The 15,800-nt window shown below is 71.6% G+C and carries 17 protein-coding genes and 1 tRNA gene; 5 read left to right on the forward strand and 13 right to left on the reverse strand.

Going from position 1 to position 15,800, the window contains the following annotated elements; genetic code table 11:
• Nucleotides 1-54: 54 nt before the first annotated feature.
• Nucleotides 55-792, reverse strand: a complete 738-nt coding sequence (locus AC1DCG_RS12190; RefSeq protein WP_477041501.1) for an SIMPL domain-containing protein — start codon at nt 790-792, stop codon at nt 55-57.
• Between the two features lie 156 nt (nt 793-948).
• On the opposite strand from AC1DCG_RS12190, the gene AC1DCG_RS12195 reads away from it, so the two are divergent.
• Nucleotides 949-1,024, forward strand: a tRNA-Ile gene (locus AC1DCG_RS12195).
• A gap of 6 nt (nt 1,025-1,030) precedes the next feature.
• Here AC1DCG_RS12195 and AC1DCG_RS12200 read toward each other — a convergent pair.
• Both AC1DCG_RS12200 and AC1DCG_RS12205 read right to left on the reverse strand, forming a co-directional pair.
• Nucleotides 1,031-1,225, reverse strand: a complete 195-nt coding sequence (locus AC1DCG_RS12200; RefSeq protein ID WP_477030586.1) for a DUF3606 domain-containing protein — start codon at nt 1,223-1,225, stop codon at nt 1,031-1,033.
• A 536-nt stretch (nt 1,226-1,761) separates the two neighbouring features.
• Nucleotides 1,762-1,887 carry a hypothetical protein gene (locus AC1DCG_RS12205; protein WP_477030587.1) on the reverse strand — a complete coding sequence of 42 codons (126 nt, stop codon included), beginning with the start codon at nt 1,885-1,887 and terminating at the stop codon, nt 1,762-1,764.
• Between AC1DCG_RS12205 and AC1DCG_RS12210 the strand changes: the two genes are divergently transcribed.
• Genes AC1DCG_RS12210 through AC1DCG_RS12225 form a run of 4 tightly spaced genes read left to right on the forward strand, consistent with a single transcriptional unit; the run spans nt 1,886 to nt 6,394 of the window.
• Nucleotides 1,886-2,338, forward strand: coding sequence for a Csu type fimbrial protein (locus AC1DCG_RS12210; protein WP_240903296.1), 453 nt, complete (start codon nt 1,886-1,888; stop codon nt 2,336-2,338). The genes AC1DCG_RS12205 and AC1DCG_RS12210 overlap by 2 nt on opposite strands.
• Nucleotide 2,339: 1 nt before the next feature.
• Nucleotides 2,340-3,047 carry a fimbrial biogenesis chaperone gene (locus tag AC1DCG_RS12215; RefSeq protein ID WP_165256198.1) on the forward strand — a complete coding sequence of 236 codons (708 nt, stop codon included), beginning with the start codon at nt 2,340-2,342 and terminating at the stop codon, nt 3,045-3,047.
• Nucleotides 3,025-5,424 (forward strand): fimbria/pilus outer membrane usher protein, encoded by a 2,400-nt coding sequence (locus AC1DCG_RS12220; protein WP_477030588.1) that lies wholly within the window; start codon nt 3,025-3,027, stop codon nt 5,422-5,424. Before AC1DCG_RS12215 ends, AC1DCG_RS12220 begins: the two co-directional genes overlap by 23 nt.
• The gene (locus AC1DCG_RS12225) at nt 5,399-6,394 is read left to right on the forward strand and encodes a Csu type fimbrial protein (RefSeq protein ID WP_477030589.1); all 996 of its coding nucleotides are present in this window, start codon (nt 5,399-5,401) and stop codon (nt 6,392-6,394) included. Before AC1DCG_RS12220 ends, AC1DCG_RS12225 begins: the two co-directional genes overlap by 26 nt.
• On the opposite strand, the gene AC1DCG_RS12230 is transcribed toward AC1DCG_RS12225, so the two are convergent.
• The 10 genes from AC1DCG_RS12230 to AC1DCG_RS12275 are packed head-to-tail and all read right to left on the reverse strand — an operon-like array spanning nt 6,388 to nt 15,740.
• Nucleotides 6,388-6,891, reverse strand: coding sequence for a tyrosine phosphatase family protein (locus tag AC1DCG_RS12230; RefSeq protein ID WP_477030590.1), 504 nt, complete (start codon nt 6,889-6,891; stop codon nt 6,388-6,390). The genes AC1DCG_RS12225 and AC1DCG_RS12230 overlap by 7 nt on opposite strands.
• A complete protein-coding gene (gene cobS, locus AC1DCG_RS12235; RefSeq protein WP_477030591.1) occupies nt 6,888-7,646 on the reverse strand; it encodes an adenosylcobinamide-GDP ribazoletransferase in 759 nt (252 codons plus the stop codon). The genes AC1DCG_RS12230 and cobS overlap by 4 nt, the downstream gene beginning before the upstream one ends.
• Nucleotides 7,643-8,668 (reverse strand): nicotinate-nucleotide--dimethylbenzimidazole phosphoribosyltransferase, encoded by a 1,026-nt coding sequence (cobT, locus tag AC1DCG_RS12240; RefSeq protein WP_477030592.1) that lies wholly within the window; start codon nt 8,666-8,668, stop codon nt 7,643-7,645. The genes cobS and cobT overlap by 4 nt, the downstream gene beginning before the upstream one ends.
• Complete coding sequence (cbiB, locus tag AC1DCG_RS12245; protein ID WP_477030593.1) at nt 8,665-9,621, reverse strand: adenosylcobinamide-phosphate synthase CbiB; 957 nt, start codon at nt 9,619-9,621, stop codon at nt 8,665-8,667. Before cbiB ends, cobT begins: the two co-directional genes overlap by 4 nt.
• Entirely contained in the window at nt 9,614-10,411 is a 798-nt protein-coding gene (locus tag AC1DCG_RS12250) for an ABC transporter ATP-binding protein (protein WP_477030594.1), read from the reverse strand. The genes cbiB and AC1DCG_RS12250 overlap by 8 nt, the downstream gene beginning before the upstream one ends.
• Nucleotides 10,408-11,394 carry a FecCD family ABC transporter permease gene (locus AC1DCG_RS12255; RefSeq protein WP_477030595.1) on the reverse strand — a complete coding sequence of 329 codons (987 nt, stop codon included), beginning with the start codon at nt 11,392-11,394 and terminating at the stop codon, nt 10,408-10,410. Before AC1DCG_RS12255 ends, AC1DCG_RS12250 begins: the two co-directional genes overlap by 4 nt.
• On the reverse strand, nt 11,391-12,248 hold the full coding sequence (locus AC1DCG_RS12260) for an ABC transporter substrate-binding protein (RefSeq protein WP_477036764.1): 858 nt from the start codon (nt 12,246-12,248) through the stop codon (nt 11,391-11,393). The genes AC1DCG_RS12255 and AC1DCG_RS12260 overlap by 4 nt, the downstream gene beginning before the upstream one ends.
• The gene (gene cobO / locus AC1DCG_RS12265; RefSeq protein WP_477030597.1) at nt 12,245-12,847 is read right to left on the reverse strand and encodes a cob(I)yrinic acid a,c-diamide adenosyltransferase; all 603 of its coding nucleotides are present in this window, start codon (nt 12,845-12,847) and stop codon (nt 12,245-12,247) included. Before cobO ends, AC1DCG_RS12260 begins: the two co-directional genes overlap by 4 nt.
• Complete coding sequence (gene cobD, locus AC1DCG_RS12270; protein WP_477041502.1) at nt 12,844-13,830, reverse strand: threonine-phosphate decarboxylase CobD; 987 nt, start codon at nt 13,828-13,830, stop codon at nt 12,844-12,846. Before cobD ends, cobO begins: the two co-directional genes overlap by 4 nt.
• Entirely contained in the window at nt 13,830-15,740 is a 1,911-nt protein-coding gene (locus tag AC1DCG_RS12275) for a TonB-dependent receptor plug domain-containing protein (protein ID WP_477037148.1), read from the reverse strand. Before AC1DCG_RS12275 ends, cobD begins: the two co-directional genes overlap by 1 nt.
• Between the last annotated feature and the right edge of the window lie 60 nt (nt 15,741-15,800).

The following is a 15,800-nucleotide window of genomic DNA, read 5'->3' on the forward strand; positions in this document are numbered from 1 at the left end:
ACCTCGCTCCCGGTCTGGGAGCGAGGTCTCCGGTTTCAGGACTGATCCTGGTCGTTACTGCTGCGCCTCGTAGGTGGCGCTGACCTCGACCCGCACCTTCAGTTCACCGCCCGAGATCGCCGTCGAATCGGCCATCTCGCGCTTGGCCATGGCGAACATCGGCACGGGCTGCGGCGAGGGCGTGTAGCCGCCAGCCTCGTTCAGGCTGACCAGGCGCACCACCTTGTAGCCCGTGGCCCGGGCGTAGAGATCGGACTTGGCCTTCAGGGCCGCCACGGCCTTGATGCGCGCCTCGTCCTCGGCCTTCTGCGGGTTCTGCAGGCCAAAGCTGATGCCGCCGACGGTGTTGGCGCCGGCCGAGGCGGCCGCGTCCACGGTCTGGCCCAGCTTGGACAGGTCGCGCGCCAGGATCGTCACCTGGTTACTGGCCTGGTAGCCGGTCAGGCGCGGCGGCTGGTTCTGCTCGTAGGCGTATTGCGGATTGACGTTCAGGTTCGAGGTCTGGATGTCGCGCTYGGCGACGCCGGCCTTCTTCAGCGCCGCGATCACCTTGTTCATCGCCGCGCCGTTGGCCGACAGGGCCGCCGCCGCGCTGGCGCCTTCGCTCTGCACGCCCAGGGTGATGGTGGCCATGTCCGGCGCGATCGCGGTCTCGCCGGAGGCCGACAGGTTGAAGGTCGTGGCGCGGAAGGCCGCGTCGTTGCTCTGGGCGGCCGCGGGGACGGCCGACAGGGCCAGGACGGCGGCGCCGGCGGCGACCAGGGCCGGAACGGTCGAGCGGTTGCGGATCATGTTCTTGTTCTCCTGCGCACGGGGACACGACAGTGCGTCGACCCGCGATTGGTTCCCCTGTCGCAAACTCAACCTGAACCGCACCTTTAAGCCGCGTGCAGCCCATGCTAATCGACCGGTCCTCGCCCGCGCCGACTCTCGTCCCGCGCGGCATGGGGGCCTGTAGCTCAATGGTTAGAGCCGACCGCTCATAACGGTCTGGTTGGGGGTTCGAGTCCCTCCAGGCCTACCAGCTCCCTCAGCTGTTGCTGCCCAGATACCTGCGCACTTCCTCCACCGACGCGCCGGCGTGTTCGCAGGCGGTGTGGAGCTGCTCCTCGCTGACGCCCAGGGTCTCGGTCCAGTAGCGGACCGAGCGGGGTTCCTGCAGGTCGATGGACTTGTCGGCGTCGTCGGCGGGCAGGGCGGCTGGGATGGATCGGACGTGGGGCATGGCGGCCTCCTCTGTAGGGAAGGGAAGCCGCGAAGCCTCGCTGTGTTCCATCGCGGCCCTGCGGCCGCCGTCTCGCCTGGTCGGGGTTGCGGCGAGACGACGGCCGGGCGGCCTCGAGGGCGGGGGAGGAGGGCCGCGCCATTCGATCGTGCGATGCGGTGGAGCGCTGATCGAACGTCGACAGATTGCCCGACGCCCCCGGGTCCAAGCTTGGAGAATGGCGGCCGGTTTTGTCGAAACCCGGCGCTGACGCGCGCCGTCGCGGCCTTAAGGCCCGCCTTCAGACGTCTTCTAGGCCCGGCGGCGGGCTGCGACATAACGTCCCTGCGGCGGGCGGCGGGCTGCTACTTTCACCCATGTCAGTCGCTCGCGACATAACGACGTTCAAAAATCACCGTTTCCCTTTGCGCTCAACCAAAGCACGTCCCGAAAATTGACGTTTCTCCACTTCCGGGGGAGGTGGATTAGCCAACTCTCCACCTGGGAGAGCGCAACTTCCGCGACCGGCTGTCGCAGCTACCCCTAATGCTCGTTAATCACTCGGCAACAGCGAGCGCCGCAAGTCTTGCGCGAGTGAGATCCTGTTCGAATTTCCAGAAGGGGCGGCCGGACATGAGGAAAATAGCGACTTCAGTTTTCGTCATTGGAACGATGGCGTTCATGGCGATATCTGGTTCGGCGACTGCTGCCACGGCGTCGAGTTCTTTTCAGGTCAACTTGACCATTCAAGGTGAATGCAAGGTGCAGTCGGCCTCGAATGTTGACTTCGGCTCGCACGGGGTCATCGACGCGAACATCGACACCACCAGCACCATCGGCGTCCAGTGCACCAATTCCACGCCCTACACGGTCGCCCTGAGCGCCGGGGCGGGCACCGGGGCGACCGTCGGCGCGCGCAAGATGACCAGCGCCGCCAACGACACGGTCGGCTACGCCCTCTACCGCGACGCGAGCCGCACCCAGGTGTGGGGCGTCACCCAGAACGTCGACACCCAGGCCGGCACCGGCAACGGCGCCGTGCAGTCCTACACCGCCTATGGCCGTGTCTCGGCCCAGACAACGCCGGCCCAGGGCGCCTACAGCGACCTGGTCGCGGTGACGATCACCTACTGAGATGCGCCCGGTCGTCCTCCTGGCCGGTCTGGCCCTGGCCGCGCTCGGCGGCGCGCAAGCGACCGCCGCGTCGCTGCGCGTCAGCCCCGTGAGCCTGGACCTGCCGGCCGGCCAGAACGCGACGACCCTGACGCTGCAGAACGACGACGTCGCCCCGCTGAACGTCCAGATCCGTGTGTTCCGCTGGACGCAGTCCGGCGGGCGCGACGTGCTGACCCCGGCGACCGGCGTGGTGGCCAGCCCGCCGATCGCCAAGGTCGATCCCGGCGCCAGCCGCACGGTCCGCGTCGTGCGCCTCGACGGCCGCCCGCCCGAGGCCGAGGAATCCTACCGTCTTATCGTCGACGAACTGCCGCCGCCGCTCAGCGAGTCCGGCCGGCAGGTCACCCTCCTGATGCGCCACTCCATTCCGCTGTTCTTCGGCTCCGGCCGCGAACGGCCTCGGATCGAGTGGCGGCTGCAGCCGTCCGAGGACGGCGGCGCGGCCCTGGTCGGCCGCAACACCGGCGCCCGCCGCCTGCGTCTGGCCAATCTGAAGATCGGCGACGCCTCCGGAGCGGTCCTTGCCGAACGCAAGGGCCTGGTGGGCTATGTTCTGCCTGGAGCGGAAGTCTCCTGGCCCGCGGGGGCCTTCCAGCCCGCCGCCGGGACTCGGCTGATCGCCGATACCGACACCGGGCCGATCGATGCGCCGCTCAAGAGCGACTGAGGCGGCCCTTCTGAGCGCCGTCTTCGCCGTCTGCGGGGCCAGCGCCCTGGCCCAGGACCTGCCGCTCCCCGATCTCAAGGCTGTCGCGACCATGCGCGAGGACCTGCAGCTCGAAGTCTGGATCAACGGCCGCAACACCGGCCTGGTCGCGGCCGTCGAGCGCGAGGGCGACGGACGCCTGCGGATGCAGGCCGACGAGATGCGCGCCGTCGGTCTGGCCGCCCCGGCGGCCGGCCTGGTCGACCTGACCGGCGTCCCGGGCCTGACGGCGGTCTATGACGATCCCGGCCAGCGCCTGATGGTCGCGGCCGATCTCGACCGGCTGGCGATCCAGCGCTTCAACCTGGCCGTCCGCCGCGATGCGGCCGGCGCGCCCCGCCAGGACCTGGGCGCGGTGCTCAACTACATCTTCTCGGCCGACGCCGGTCAGGTCGACGCCGACGACGCACTGGGCGTCGACGCCATGGGGCTGGCGCTCGATGGCCGCGTCTTTGGCCGGTTCGGCGCCTTGGCCAGCGGGGTCTCGGCCAGCCATGTCGGCGAAGAGACCCGGATCGTGCGTCTCGACACCACCTGGTCCTGGTACGATCCCAAGCGGATGCTGGGCCTGCGCGGCGGCGACTACATCAATGGCGGCTTCGCCTGGACCCGGCCGATCCGCATGGCCGGCTTCCAGATCCGGCGCGATTTCGCCACCCGGCCCGACATCGTCACCATGCCCTCGCCGCGGCTGGCGGCCACCGCGGCCGCGCCGTCGACGCTGGAACTGTACGTCAACGACAACCGCATCCTCAGCAGGCCTGTGGGGGCCGGGCCCATTCGGATCGACGGCCTGCCGTCGGCCCAGGGCTACAGCAACGTGCGGTTGGTGCTCGCCGACGCCGCCGGCCGCCAGGTGGCGGTGGACGCGCCGTTCTTCGCCACGCCGCTGCTGCTGCGCAAGGGACTGGCCGACTTCTCGGCGGAGGCGGGGTTCGCCCGTCGCGGCTTCGGCGTGGAGTCGGCCGATTACGCCGGCTCGCCGATCGGCTCGGCCAGCCTGCGCTACGGCGTGTTCGACGCCCTGACGGTCGAGGGTCACGTCGAGGCCGGCGCGGGCCTGGTGCAGGGCGGCGGCGGGGTCACGGCGCAGGTCGGCGGGCTGGGCGTGGTCTCGGCCTCGGCGGCCGCGAGCCATGTCGACGACCGCGCCGGCGCGCTGGCCGCGGTGATCTTCGACAGCCGGTTCGCCGGTCTCTACGTCTCGGGCATGAGCATGCGGGCCTCGGCCGGCTATCGCGACCTGGCCTCGGTGACCTCGCGTCCGTCGTTTTATCGCAACTGGCAGATGGCCGGCGACGAGCCGCCGCGCGCCATCGACCAGGTCACGGTCTCCAGCCCGCTGCGCCTGGCCCTGCTGATGCGCGGCGGCGAGGCGCCCGTCGCCAGCGCCTCCTACAGCGCCCAGACGCCCGCCACCGGGCCGCGTCGCCAGGTGTGGAGCGGATCGCTGCGCCATACCCTGGCCGACCGGGTGACGGCCTACGTCACCGGCTATGTCAGCCGCGGCGAGCGTCGCGACGCCGGCGCCTTCTTCGGGATCTCCATTCCCCTGGGCTCGACCGGCTCGGCCACCGCCGGCGTCCAGGCCCAGGGCGGCGACACCTTCGGCTTCGTCGAGGCCAGCCGCGCCGAGACCCAGGCCGACGGCAGCTACGGCTGGCGCGCCAGGATCGAGCAGGGCGCCCGGCAGGCGGCCGAGGTGCAGGCCGCCTATCGCGGCCGCAACGCCCGCGTCTCGGGCGCGGTGCAGTACGCCGACGGCGCGGCGCGGGGCCAGGTTCAGGTCGAGGGCGCGCTGGCCTGGCTGGGCGGGGTGAGCGCGGCGACCAACCGCCTGGAAGGCGCCTTCGCCCTGGTCGAGGTCGGCGCTCCCGACGTGCCGGTGCTCTATCAGAACCAGAAGGTCGGCCGCAGCGATCGCAACGGCCGGCTGCTGGTGCGCAATCTGGAGGCCTTCGAGATCAACCGCCTGTCGATCGACAGCCAGGACCTGCCGCTGGAGCTGGAGGCGGCCCAGACCGAGCGCACCGTCACGCCGATGGCGGGGGGCGGGGCCATCGTCCGCTTCGGCGTGGGCAAGAGCCCGCCGGCGGTGCTGCTGACGCTCTATCGCCCCGACGGCGGCTTCGTGCCGCCGGGCGCCGAGGTGATCCGCCCCGGCGTCGCCGAGCGCGCCATCGTCGGCTACGATGGCCAGACCTTCCTGACCGGCGTGATCGCGGACGGCGACCTGCGCGTGGTCGTCGAGGACGGGAACGAATGCGTCGCGCGGCTGGTCCTGGGGACGGCCGCCAGCGAGGGAGGCTGGCATGTCGTCGACGCCGTCTGCCGCTAGGCGCTGGCCCCTGCGCCTTGCGGCGCTGGCCGGCCTGCTGGTCCTGGCCCTGGCCTGGTTCGGCGCGCCGTCGCAAGCCCGGGCCGCGGCCAGCTGCAGCGCCTCGATCTCCAGCGTCAATCTCGGCTCGACCCTCAGCCCGCTGACGGCCGGCAATGTCGACGCCACGGCCAACCTCAACTTCAGCTGCACGGGACTGACCCCGCTGCTGCCGGTCTCGCTGTGCCCCAACCTCGACGCGGGATCCGGCGGCAGCAACGGCGCGGGCCAGCGCTACATGGCCGGGCCGGGCGGCGCCACCGTGCCGTTCCAGATCTATCAGGACAGCGGCCGCACCCAGCCCTGGGGCTCGTCGGTGCTGCTGGTGTTCGGCACGGTGCCGACCATCACCGCCAATCCCGGCACGGGCAGTTCGATCAACGTCAACCAGACCGTCTATCTACGGCTGTCGACCAGCACGACCACCTTGCCGGGCGCCTATTCCACCAGCTTCACGGGCCAGACCTTCTTCTGGGGGCTGAACCTTCTGTCATGCGCGGGGGTCACCGTCGGCTCGACCCTGACCCCGGCCACCTTCACCTTCAGCGCCACGCTGATCGCCGACTGCACGATCACGACCGGCAATCTCAACTTCGGCAATGTCGGCGTGCTCAGCGCCAACAAGGACGCCCAGACCGGCATGTCGGTGACCTGCACCAAGGACACCCCCTACGCCATCGGCCTCGACAACGGCCAGCAGGGAACCTCGGCCACGGCCCGGCGGATGAAGGCCGCCAGCCAGTACGTCACCTACGGCATCTACAAGGACGAGGCGCGGGGATCGCCCTGGGGGACCGGCGCGGGCCTGACGGTCGGCGGCAGCGGGACGGGCGCAACCCAGCCCCTGACTCTCTACGGCCGCGTCCCGGCCCAGACCACGCCGTCGCCAGCCACCTACGGAGACCAGGTGATCGCCACGGTCACCTACTGACCAGGATCCCAGGTGAAGGCCTCGCCCTCGAAGGCCTCGGCGCCCCGACCGATGGCTCGGATGGCGGCGATCATCCGCCCCTGGCGTTCCAGCGCGGCGTCGGCCAGGGCGACCATCAGCGGGTTGGGCGTGGCCGAGGGCGACAGGCTGCGCAGCGCCTTGGCCAGTTCGGCCTCGTCGCCGTGCGGCGCCAGGCGGCAGGCCAGGATGAACGCCGCCGCCGTCGAGCGGCTGACCCCGGCATAGCAGTGCAGCAGCAGCGGCCGCGCGCCGTCCCAGGCGTCGGCGAAGGCCAGCAGGTCGGCGATCATCGCCGCATCGGGCGCGACCAGGCCCTCGCGCGGCTCGGCGATGTCGTGAAAGGCCAGGTGCAGCCGCTCCCCCGCGCCGATCTCGGGGGGCTGGGCGCTCGGCGACAGCAGGCTGACCACGTGCGAGGGCTGGTGCGCGGCCAGATGCGCGTCCAGCCGGCTCAGCGGGCAGACCGCCAGCCTCATGCCAGAAACGCCGCCAGGCCCAGCAGGACGCCCAGCTCGGCGACCTGTTCGATCGCGCCCAGCACGTCGCCGACATAGCCGCCGATCAGGCGGCGGGCCAGCAGGGCCATGGCCGTGGCCAGGACGGCGGCGAAGGCGATCGCCGTCAGCGCGCCGAGCGGCGGCGCCAGCAGCAGCGGCCACAGGCCCAGGATCGCGGCGACCAGCACCTCGATCGGTTTCACGCCGTCGGGCGCGGGCTTGTACTTGGCGTGGTCGCGGTCGCTCACATGGGGCAGGGCGGCCATGGCCGCCACGGCGGCGACGCGGCCGACCCCATGGGCGGTCACAAGGGCCAGGGCCGCGTTCAGCGGCGTCAGGCTGGCCAGGGCCGCGGCCTTGGCCCCCAGGATCGTCACCAGCGCCAGCACGCCGTAGGTGCCGACCCGGCTGTCCTTCATGATCTCTAGGCGGTGTTCGCGGGTCTGGCCGCCGCCCAGGCCGTCGGCGCTGTCGGCCAGGCCGTCCTCGTGAAAGCCGCCGGTGACCAGGAAGCCGACGCCCAGGGCGAGGATCGCCGGCAGCCAGCCGCTCCAGCCGGCGCTGGCCGCCAGCAGCGTAAGCGCACTGATCCCGCCGACCAGCAGGCCGACCAGCGGGAAGTAGCGCGCCGAGCGGGTGATCCAGTCGGGTTCGAACCCGCCCAGCGGCGGGGTCGGCAGGCGCGTCAGGAACTGCACCGCGCAGAGCAGCAGCTGGACCTGCCGGCCGATCATCCCAGCACGTCGGCCAGGTCGGCCACCTCGGTGAGCAGGTTCGCGGCCGCCGCCAGCAGCGGGGCGGCCAGCACCGCGCCGGTGCCTTCGCCCAGTCGCAGGCCAAGGTCCAGGAGCGGTTCGGCGCCCAGAGCGGCCAGCATCGCGCCGTGGCCCTTCTCGGCCGAACCGTGGGCGAAGACGCAGTAGTCCATCGCCTCGGGCGCCAGGCGCACGGCCGCCAGGGCGGCGGCGGTGGCGATGAAACCGTCGACCAGCACCGGGCGTCGCCGCGCGGCCGCGCCCAGCACCGCGCCGGCCATCATGGCGATCTCGCAGCCGCCAAACTCGGCCAGCACCGAGAACGGATCCTCGGCGTCGCTGCGGGCGGCGGCGCGGGCGATGACGGCGGCCTTGCGGGCCAGGCCCTCGGCGTCGTGGCCGGTGCCCTGGCCCACGCACGCCTCCAGCGGCGCCGGCGCCAGGCGATGCATGACGAGGGCGGCGGCCGAGCTGTTGCCGATGCCCATCTCGCCGATGGCCAGCACGTCGGCGGTGTCGAGGGCCTGGCCGGCGATCTCGATCCCCCGCGTCAGGGCCAGATGGGTCTCCTGCGGCGTCAGGGCCGCCTCGCGGGCGGCGTTACGGGCGCCCAGGCGCACCTTGGCGTCGATCAGGTCGGGGTGGCCCGGCAGGTCGGCGGCCACGCCGGCGTCGACCACCTTGACCGTCACGTCCGTCGCCTTGGCGAACGCGTTGACGCTGGACCGGCCCGACAGGAACAGGCCGACCATCGCCACCGTCACGCTCGACGGATAGCTGGAGACGCCCTCCTGTGTCAGGCCGTGGTCGCCGGCGAACACCAGCAGGGTCGTGCGATCGGCGCGGGGGGCAAGGCCGTCCGCGATCAGGCCCAGGCGCACGGCCAGGTCCTCGATGCGGCCAAGCGACCCCGGCGGCTTGGCCTTGCCGTCCAGTTTCGCGCGCAGCCGGGCCTCCAGCGCCCGGTCGACGGCGGCGATGGGGGGCGGGGTGAAGGTCATTGGGTCAGTCTCCAGCCGCCCAGGCACAGCAGCGTCACCAGCAGCCACAAGAGGGCGCAGGCCCGGCGATAGATCCGCAGGCCCCGTCGCAGGTCGGTCAGGTCCGGCGCGCGGCCGTCGCCGAAGCTCGGGCGCTGGGTGGTCTCGCCGTCGTAGCGGGCCGGGCCGCCCAGCTTGACGCCCAGCGCGCCGGCCATGGCCGCCTCGGGCCAGCCGGCGTTGGGCGAGGCGTGCTTCCTGGCGTCGCGCCGCATGGTCGCCCAGCCCTTCCAGCCGGCCGCCACGCAGATCAGGCCGCCGGCCAGTCGCGCGGGAACCCAGTTCATCACGTCGTCGGTCTTGGCCGCCGCCCAGCCGAACGATCGCCAGCGCGGCTCCATGTGGCCGATCTGGCTGTCGGCGGTGTTCACCGCCTTGTAGGCGAAGAGGCCCGGCAGGCCGAACAGGGTCAGCCACGAGGCCGGGGCCACCACGCCGTCGTTGAAGCTTTCGGCCAGGCTCTCCAGCGCCGCGGCGGTCACGCCGTGCAGATCAAGGTCGTCGACGTCGCGCCCGACGATCAGGCTCACCGCCTCGCGCGCGGCGGGCAGGTCGCCGGCCTCCAGCGGATCCAGCACCGCCATCACGTGCTGATGCAGGCTGCGCTGCGCGAGCCCCAGTGTCGCCAGCAGCGCCACGGCCAAGGTGGCCAGCAGGCCGCTGTCGAACGCCGCCTCCAGAAGACTGCCGATCAGGATCGCGGCGCCTATGAGGATCGCCACCGTGACGACGCCCAGCTCCTTGCGGCGGATCTCGGAGCTTTCAGGCCGGTTCCACCGCCGCTCCATCGCCTCGATCGCCTTGCCGATCCAGGTCACCGGATGCGGCAGGGCCTTGTGCAGCCCTTGCGGATAGCCGACCAGCGCCTCGATCAGCAGGGCCAGCGGAGGCGCGAGCAGCAGGGGTTCAGCCATGGCGTCCCACAAGTTCGATCAGGGGGCCGGACTGCCCCTCGACCACTCTTGCCGTGACTCCATAGGCGCGGGCCAGCACGTCGGGCGTCAAGGCCTCGCGCGGCGGACCGTCGGCGATCAGTCGGCCGTCGACCAGCACCAGCACCCGGTCGGCCAGCCGCGCGGCGATGGCCAGGTCGTGCAGGGTCATGACCACGCCCTGGCCGGCCTGGGCGGCGAAACCGCGCATCAGGTCCACGGCGTCCAGCTGGTGGCCGGGATCAAGCCCGGCCAGCGGTTCGTCGGCCAGCAGCCAGCTCGGCTCGCCGGCCAGCACCCGGGCGAACAGGGCCCGGCCGCGCTCGCCGCCCGACAGGCTCTTGACCTCGCGGCGGGCTAGGCCCTGCAGGTCAGTGCGCTCGAGCGCCCGGGCCACGGCCGCGCGATCGGCTTCCGACAGCCCGCGCATGCCGCTGTGGGGCGTACGGCCAAGGCCCACCAGGGTCTCGACATCGACGGCCCAGGCCACTTCCGGCGTCTGCGGCAGGAAGCCGATCTTGCGGGCGCGATCGCGGTGCGACAGGGCGCTCAGCGGCGCGCCGGCCAGGCTGACGCCGCCGGTGTCGGGCTTGCGCAGGCCGGCCAGGCACGCCAGCAGGGTCGACTTGCCCGCGCCGTTGGGACCGACGACGGCCGTGACCTCGCCGGCCCTGAACTCGGCGGATACGCCGTGCAGCACGGCGCGGCCGCCCAGCGAGACGGTCAGGTTTTCGGCGGAAAGCGTGGAGCCGGAGAGAAGGGGGGCGGTCATGCGAGCCTCCGGCGCATGGAGATCAGGAGGGCCAGGAAGAACGGCCCGCCGACGGCGGCGCTGGCTACGCCCAGCCGCATCTCGGCGGCCGAGGGCGTCAGGCGCACCACGATGTCGGCCGCCAGCACCAGGGCCGAGCCGGCCAGGGCCGAGGGAATGAGCAGGGCGCCGGGGCGGTGCCCGACGAGGGGACGCACCAGGTGTGGTGCGATCAGGCCGACAAAGCCGATCAGGCCCGTCACGGCCACGCTGGCGCCCGAGGCGATCCCCACGCCGACGGCCAGGATCACCCGGACGGCCGACAGGTTGACGCCCAGGGCCGTAGCGCCGGTCTCGCCCAGGGTCAGGGCGTCCAGCGACTTGCGCAGGGTCAGCAGGATGGCCAGGCCCACGATGATCAGCGGCGCGGCCAGCCGCACCTCGTCGACGCTGCGGTCGGCCAGCGAACCCAGCAGCCAGCTGATGATTTCCTGCGCCGCCCACGGGTTCGGGGCCAGCGACAGGGCCAGGGCCACGCCGGCGCTGGCCACTGTGTTGAGGATCACGCCGGCCAGCAGGAAGGTCACCGTGCCGCCGGTGGTCCCGGCCAGGGCCAGCATCAGGACGACGCCGAAGCCCGCGCCCAGGATGGCGCAGGCCGGCAGCAGCCAGGTCGCGGTGAAGGCCAGGCCCAGATAGAGGCTCATCACCGCGCCCAGGGCGGCCATGGACGACACGCCCAGCACGCCCGGATCGGCCAGCGGATTGCGGGTGTAGCCCTGCATGGCCGCGCCCGACATGCCCAGCGCCGCGCCGATGGCCACGGCCAGCACGGTGCGCGGCAGGCGCAGTTCGAAGATGATCGCCCAGCGCGGATCGGCGCGGTCGATCCAGGCGCTCCACGGCGCCCAGACCCGGCCGCTCATCAGCGACAGGCCGAAGAGGACGGCTATGGCCACGAGCAGGCCGCCGATCAGCAGCCAGGAACGGCGGGAATGGCTCATGCGCGGGCTTTCAGCACTTGGCGGCGAGCGGCCGCCAGGGTGGCGGCGGTGTCGATCAGGGTCGGGCCGCCGCAATAGAGCAGCCGTTCGGGGAAGGTGGCTCGGGTCATGCGATGGCTCACCTTGGCGAGGGCGGGGTGGCTGAGCATCCGCTCGGCCCAGGTCGGCGCATCGGGTCGCGCCTGGCCGGCCAGCAGCACCTGCGGCGGATCGGCCAGGAGCCTTTCGAGCGAGACATTTCCCCACTTCTTCAGGCCATAGCGGCTGGCGACATTGGTGAAGCCGGCGCGCTTCATCATCTCGTCGACCAGCGTCCCTTCGCCGGCCGCGAAGCCGTTGGGCTGGAACACCAATGCCTCCAGCGGGCGCGAGCCCGGCGGCGGGGCCGAGGCGGCCAGCGCCCGGTCGATGCGGGCGATCAGGGCCTCGCCGCGGTCCGGATGGCCGGCGGCGTCGGCGATGCGGCGGATGTCGGCCTGGTTCTCGGCCCAGCTGTTGGGCACCTTGAAGAGCTCGGCCCGCACGCCCAGCCGTTTCAGCGCCGCTCGCGTGGCCGGCGAGGAATGGGCCGCGCTCAGCACGATGTCGGGCCGCAGCGCGATCACCTCCTCGGCGCTCTCGTAAGTGATCGGATAGCTCTTGGCGCGCTCGGCTATGCTCGATTGCTGCGGGTCGCGGGCGTAGTGGCTCAGCGCCGCGATCTGGTCGCGGTCGGCCACCTCGACCAGCACGCCGTCGAGGCAGGGATTGAGCGAGACGAGGCGCGGCTTGCGCGTCGCCGCCCGAGCCGCGCTTGCGCCGAGCCCGACCGCCAGGCCCGCGGTCAGCGCCGTGCGGCGGTTCAGGCCGTTCAAAACTCGACCCCGCGCTGGGCCTTGAAGCCTTGCTCGAAGGGATGCTTGACCAGGGTCATCTCGGTGACCAGGTCGGCGATCTCCAAGAGCTGCGGCTTGGCGTTGCGGCCGGTCAGGCAGACGTGCTTGTCGTTGGGGCGGGCCTTCAGCACCGCGACGACCTCGTCGATGTCGAGATAGTCGTAGCGCAGGGCGATGTTGATCTCGTCCAGCAGCACGAAGTCCAGGGCCGGATCGGCGATCATCGCCTTGGACTCCTCCCAGGCGGCCTTGGCGGCGGCGATGTCGCGCTCGCGGTCCTGGGTGTCCCAGGTGAAGCCTTCGCCCATCACGCGATAGCGCACCTGGTCAGGAAAGCGGCTGAAGAACAGGCGCTCGCCGGTCTTCCACTTGCCCTTGATGAACTGCACCACGCCCACCTGCATGCCCCAGCCCAGCGAGCGGGCGACCATGCCGAAACCGGCCGAGGACTTGCCCTTGCCGTCGCCCGTGTGGACCAGCAGCAGGCCCTTCTCGAGCGTCTTGCTCTTCATCAGCTCTTCGCGCTCGGCCTTCAGCGCGCGCATGGCCTCGGCGTGCAGGGTGTTCTCGTCGGTCATCGCGAAGTCTCCAGGGCGGCGGCCAGGCGCGCCCAGTCGGCGTCGAATCCGGGCAGGCCGAAGCGTAGCAGGCCGGCGTCGTGGTCGAAGGGGCGGGTGAGGATCCCCGACCGGGCCAGGGTCTCGAAACGGGCCGGGGCGTCGGTCGCGCGCGCTAGCCGGAACAGGCTGGTTCCGCCGACGATCTCGAACCCGGCGCCCGCCAGCAGGGCGTCCAGGCGGGCGGCGTCGTCGGCCAGGCTGGCGCGCGCGGCGTCGGCCCAGGCGGCGTTGGGATAGGCCGCCAGGCCCGCGGCCAGGGCCGGGGCGGAGAGGGGCCATTCGCCCAGCGTGTCGCGCAGGCGGCGCGCCAGGGCCGGGCGGGCGATGACGAAGCCCAGCCGCAGGCCGGCCAGGCCGTAGAACTTGCCGAACGAGCGCAGCACGACCAGCCGCTCGTGGCCGGGCGAGCCTGCGAACCTTGCGACCGACAGCGCCGGCTCGCACTCGACGAAGGCCTCGTCGACGATCGCGCCGCGCTGGCCCAGCGCCAGCACCGCCTCGGGCGCCAGGCTGCGGCCGTCGGGATTGTTGGGGTTCACGACCACGCAGACGTCGGCTTCGGCCGGATCGGCCACGACCTCCGAACCCACCCGCCGCCAGGCGTGGGCGTGGCTGGAATAGGTGGGCAGCGGCAGGCTGACGCGGCCGCGCGGCAGGATCTTGGGCAGCAGCCGGATCGCCGTCTCGCTGCCGGGCATGGCCACGACCCGGCCCGGATCCTCGACGCCGAAGGCTTGCGCGGCGACGGCTTCGAGCTTCAGAAGGTCGGCCGGATCGGGCAGGCGGCCCCAGTCCTCGAAGGCCTGGGGCGGAACCGGATAGGGACGGGGATTGATCCCCGTCGACAGATCGAGCCACGGCGCGGGCGCGTTCGGAAAACGCGCCCGCGCCGCCGCCAGGCGGCCGCCGTGTCCGGAAAGGGACGCCGGCGAGCCGCTCATCAGAACTTCGTCCGCACGCCGGCGAAGAAGCCGCGGCCCACCGAGCCGTAGCGGTAGATCGTCTGGTATTCCTTGTCGAAGAGGTTCTCGACGCGGCCGAACACCTCGAACTGCTCATTGACCGGATAGGCCGCGCGCAGGTCGAACAGGGCGTAGCTCTTCAGCCGGCGGGCGTTGGTGGCGTTGTCGTAGCTCTCGCCCACGTACTGCACCGAAACGCCCGTGGTCAGGCCGTTCGACCAGTCATAGTCGGCGTTGAGGTTGGCCGTCTCGCTCGGGCGGCGCGGCAGGCGCTTGCCGTTGTTCGTGGCCGAGCGGTTGATCGCGTCCATGTTGGTGTAGTTGGCGGTCAACTGCAGGGCCGAGGTCACCTCGATGGTGGCTTCCAGCTCGACGCCGCTGGTCTCGGTCTTGGCGAAGTTGGCGTAGCCGCCATAGTTCGGCGGGTTGTTGTTCGAGACGAAGTCGATCTGGTTGGTGATGTCGCGGTGGAACCAGGTCACGCCCGCGCGCACCCGGCCGTTCAGCACGCTGTGCTCGACGCCCAGGTCGACGCTCTCGGACTCTTCGGGCTTCAGGCCGTCGTCGCCGTAGATGCTGTACAGCTGGTACAGCGACGGGGCCTTGAAGCCTTCGCCGTAGTTGGCGCGGAACACCGTCACCCCGTCATTGGGCGAGTAGGTGGCGCCGGCCTGGTAGACGGTCGCGTCGCCGAAGGCCGAGTGGTCTTCCTGGCGCACGCCGCCGGTCAGCACCAGGCCCGCCAGCGGCTTGGCCTGCAGCTGCAGGTACAGGCTGTCGGTGCTGGCCGCATGACGGTCGGGCTTGGGCGCCGGATCGAAGGTCGACGGCGAGGCGGTGCGGAACCACGAGCGCTCGGTCTCGGCCCCGAAGGTGGCGCGCAGGGCCTCGTTGATCGTCCAGGTGCCCTGGTACTCGAAGCGGTTGTTGGTGCCGCGGGCGTCGAAGGTCTTGGGGACCGACGAGCTGGGATCGAAGTTGTCGCGGTCGGTCTGGGTGTAGCCGTAGCCGAGGCGGTTCTTCAGCGCGCCGTCGAAGGCGCTCAGGCGCACGCCGGCGTAGGAGACCAGTTCCTTGGTCTTGCCGTACTCGGGGCTGTCGGCGAAGGCGAACAGCGGCGCGGGGAAGCCGTCGAACTCGTTCTTGGTCGCGGCGTACGAGGCGCGCAGGTCAACGGCGGCCCAGTCGGTGACGTTCAGGTCCAGGCGGCTGCTGATCGCGGCGTTGCGATAGCCGTCCTTCTCCTTGCCGCCGTACGACTTGCCGAAGGCCGAGACGCCGTCGGTGGTGTAGTAGGCGCCGGCCAGGCGGAAGCCGCCCCAGTCGCCGCCGGTGCTGACGGCGGCGTGGCCGTAGGCGGTGTCGCGCGAGCCGGCTTCGGCCGAGACCGTGGCGCCCAGCGGGCCGGTCGGCACGGCGGTGATCATGTTGACCACGCCGCCGATGGCCTGGCTGCCCCACAGGGTCGACTGCGAACCGCGCAGCACTTCGATGCGGTTGATGTTGCCGGCCAGCAGGGTGGCGAAGTTGTAGCCGCCGCCGGTCGAGGACGGATCGTTCAGCTTGACGCCGTCGATCAGAACCACCGTCTGGTCGGTCTCGGCGCCGCGGATGCGCAGCTGGGTCGAGCCGCCGACGCCGCCGTTGCGGGTGACCGTGACGCCCGCGGTGCGCGACAGCAGGTCGGAGACCACCACGGCCTGCGACTTCTTCAGGGTCTCGGCGTCGATCACCGTCATGCTGGTCGAAACTTCCGACAGCTTTTCCGGTTCGCGGCCGGCGGTGACGACCACCTGGTCGACCGCCGCGGCGTCATCGGCCATGGCGTAGGCGGGCAGGGCGAGGGCGGGAACTGCGGCCGCCAGGGCCAGCAGGGAAACAAGGCGCATGTCGTTCCTCCGTGCGCGACAAGAAGGAGCGTGCTCCACGAGGAACACGCCCGGACCAGC

This window comes from Caulobacter sp. 10L414, from assembly GCF_056395525.1.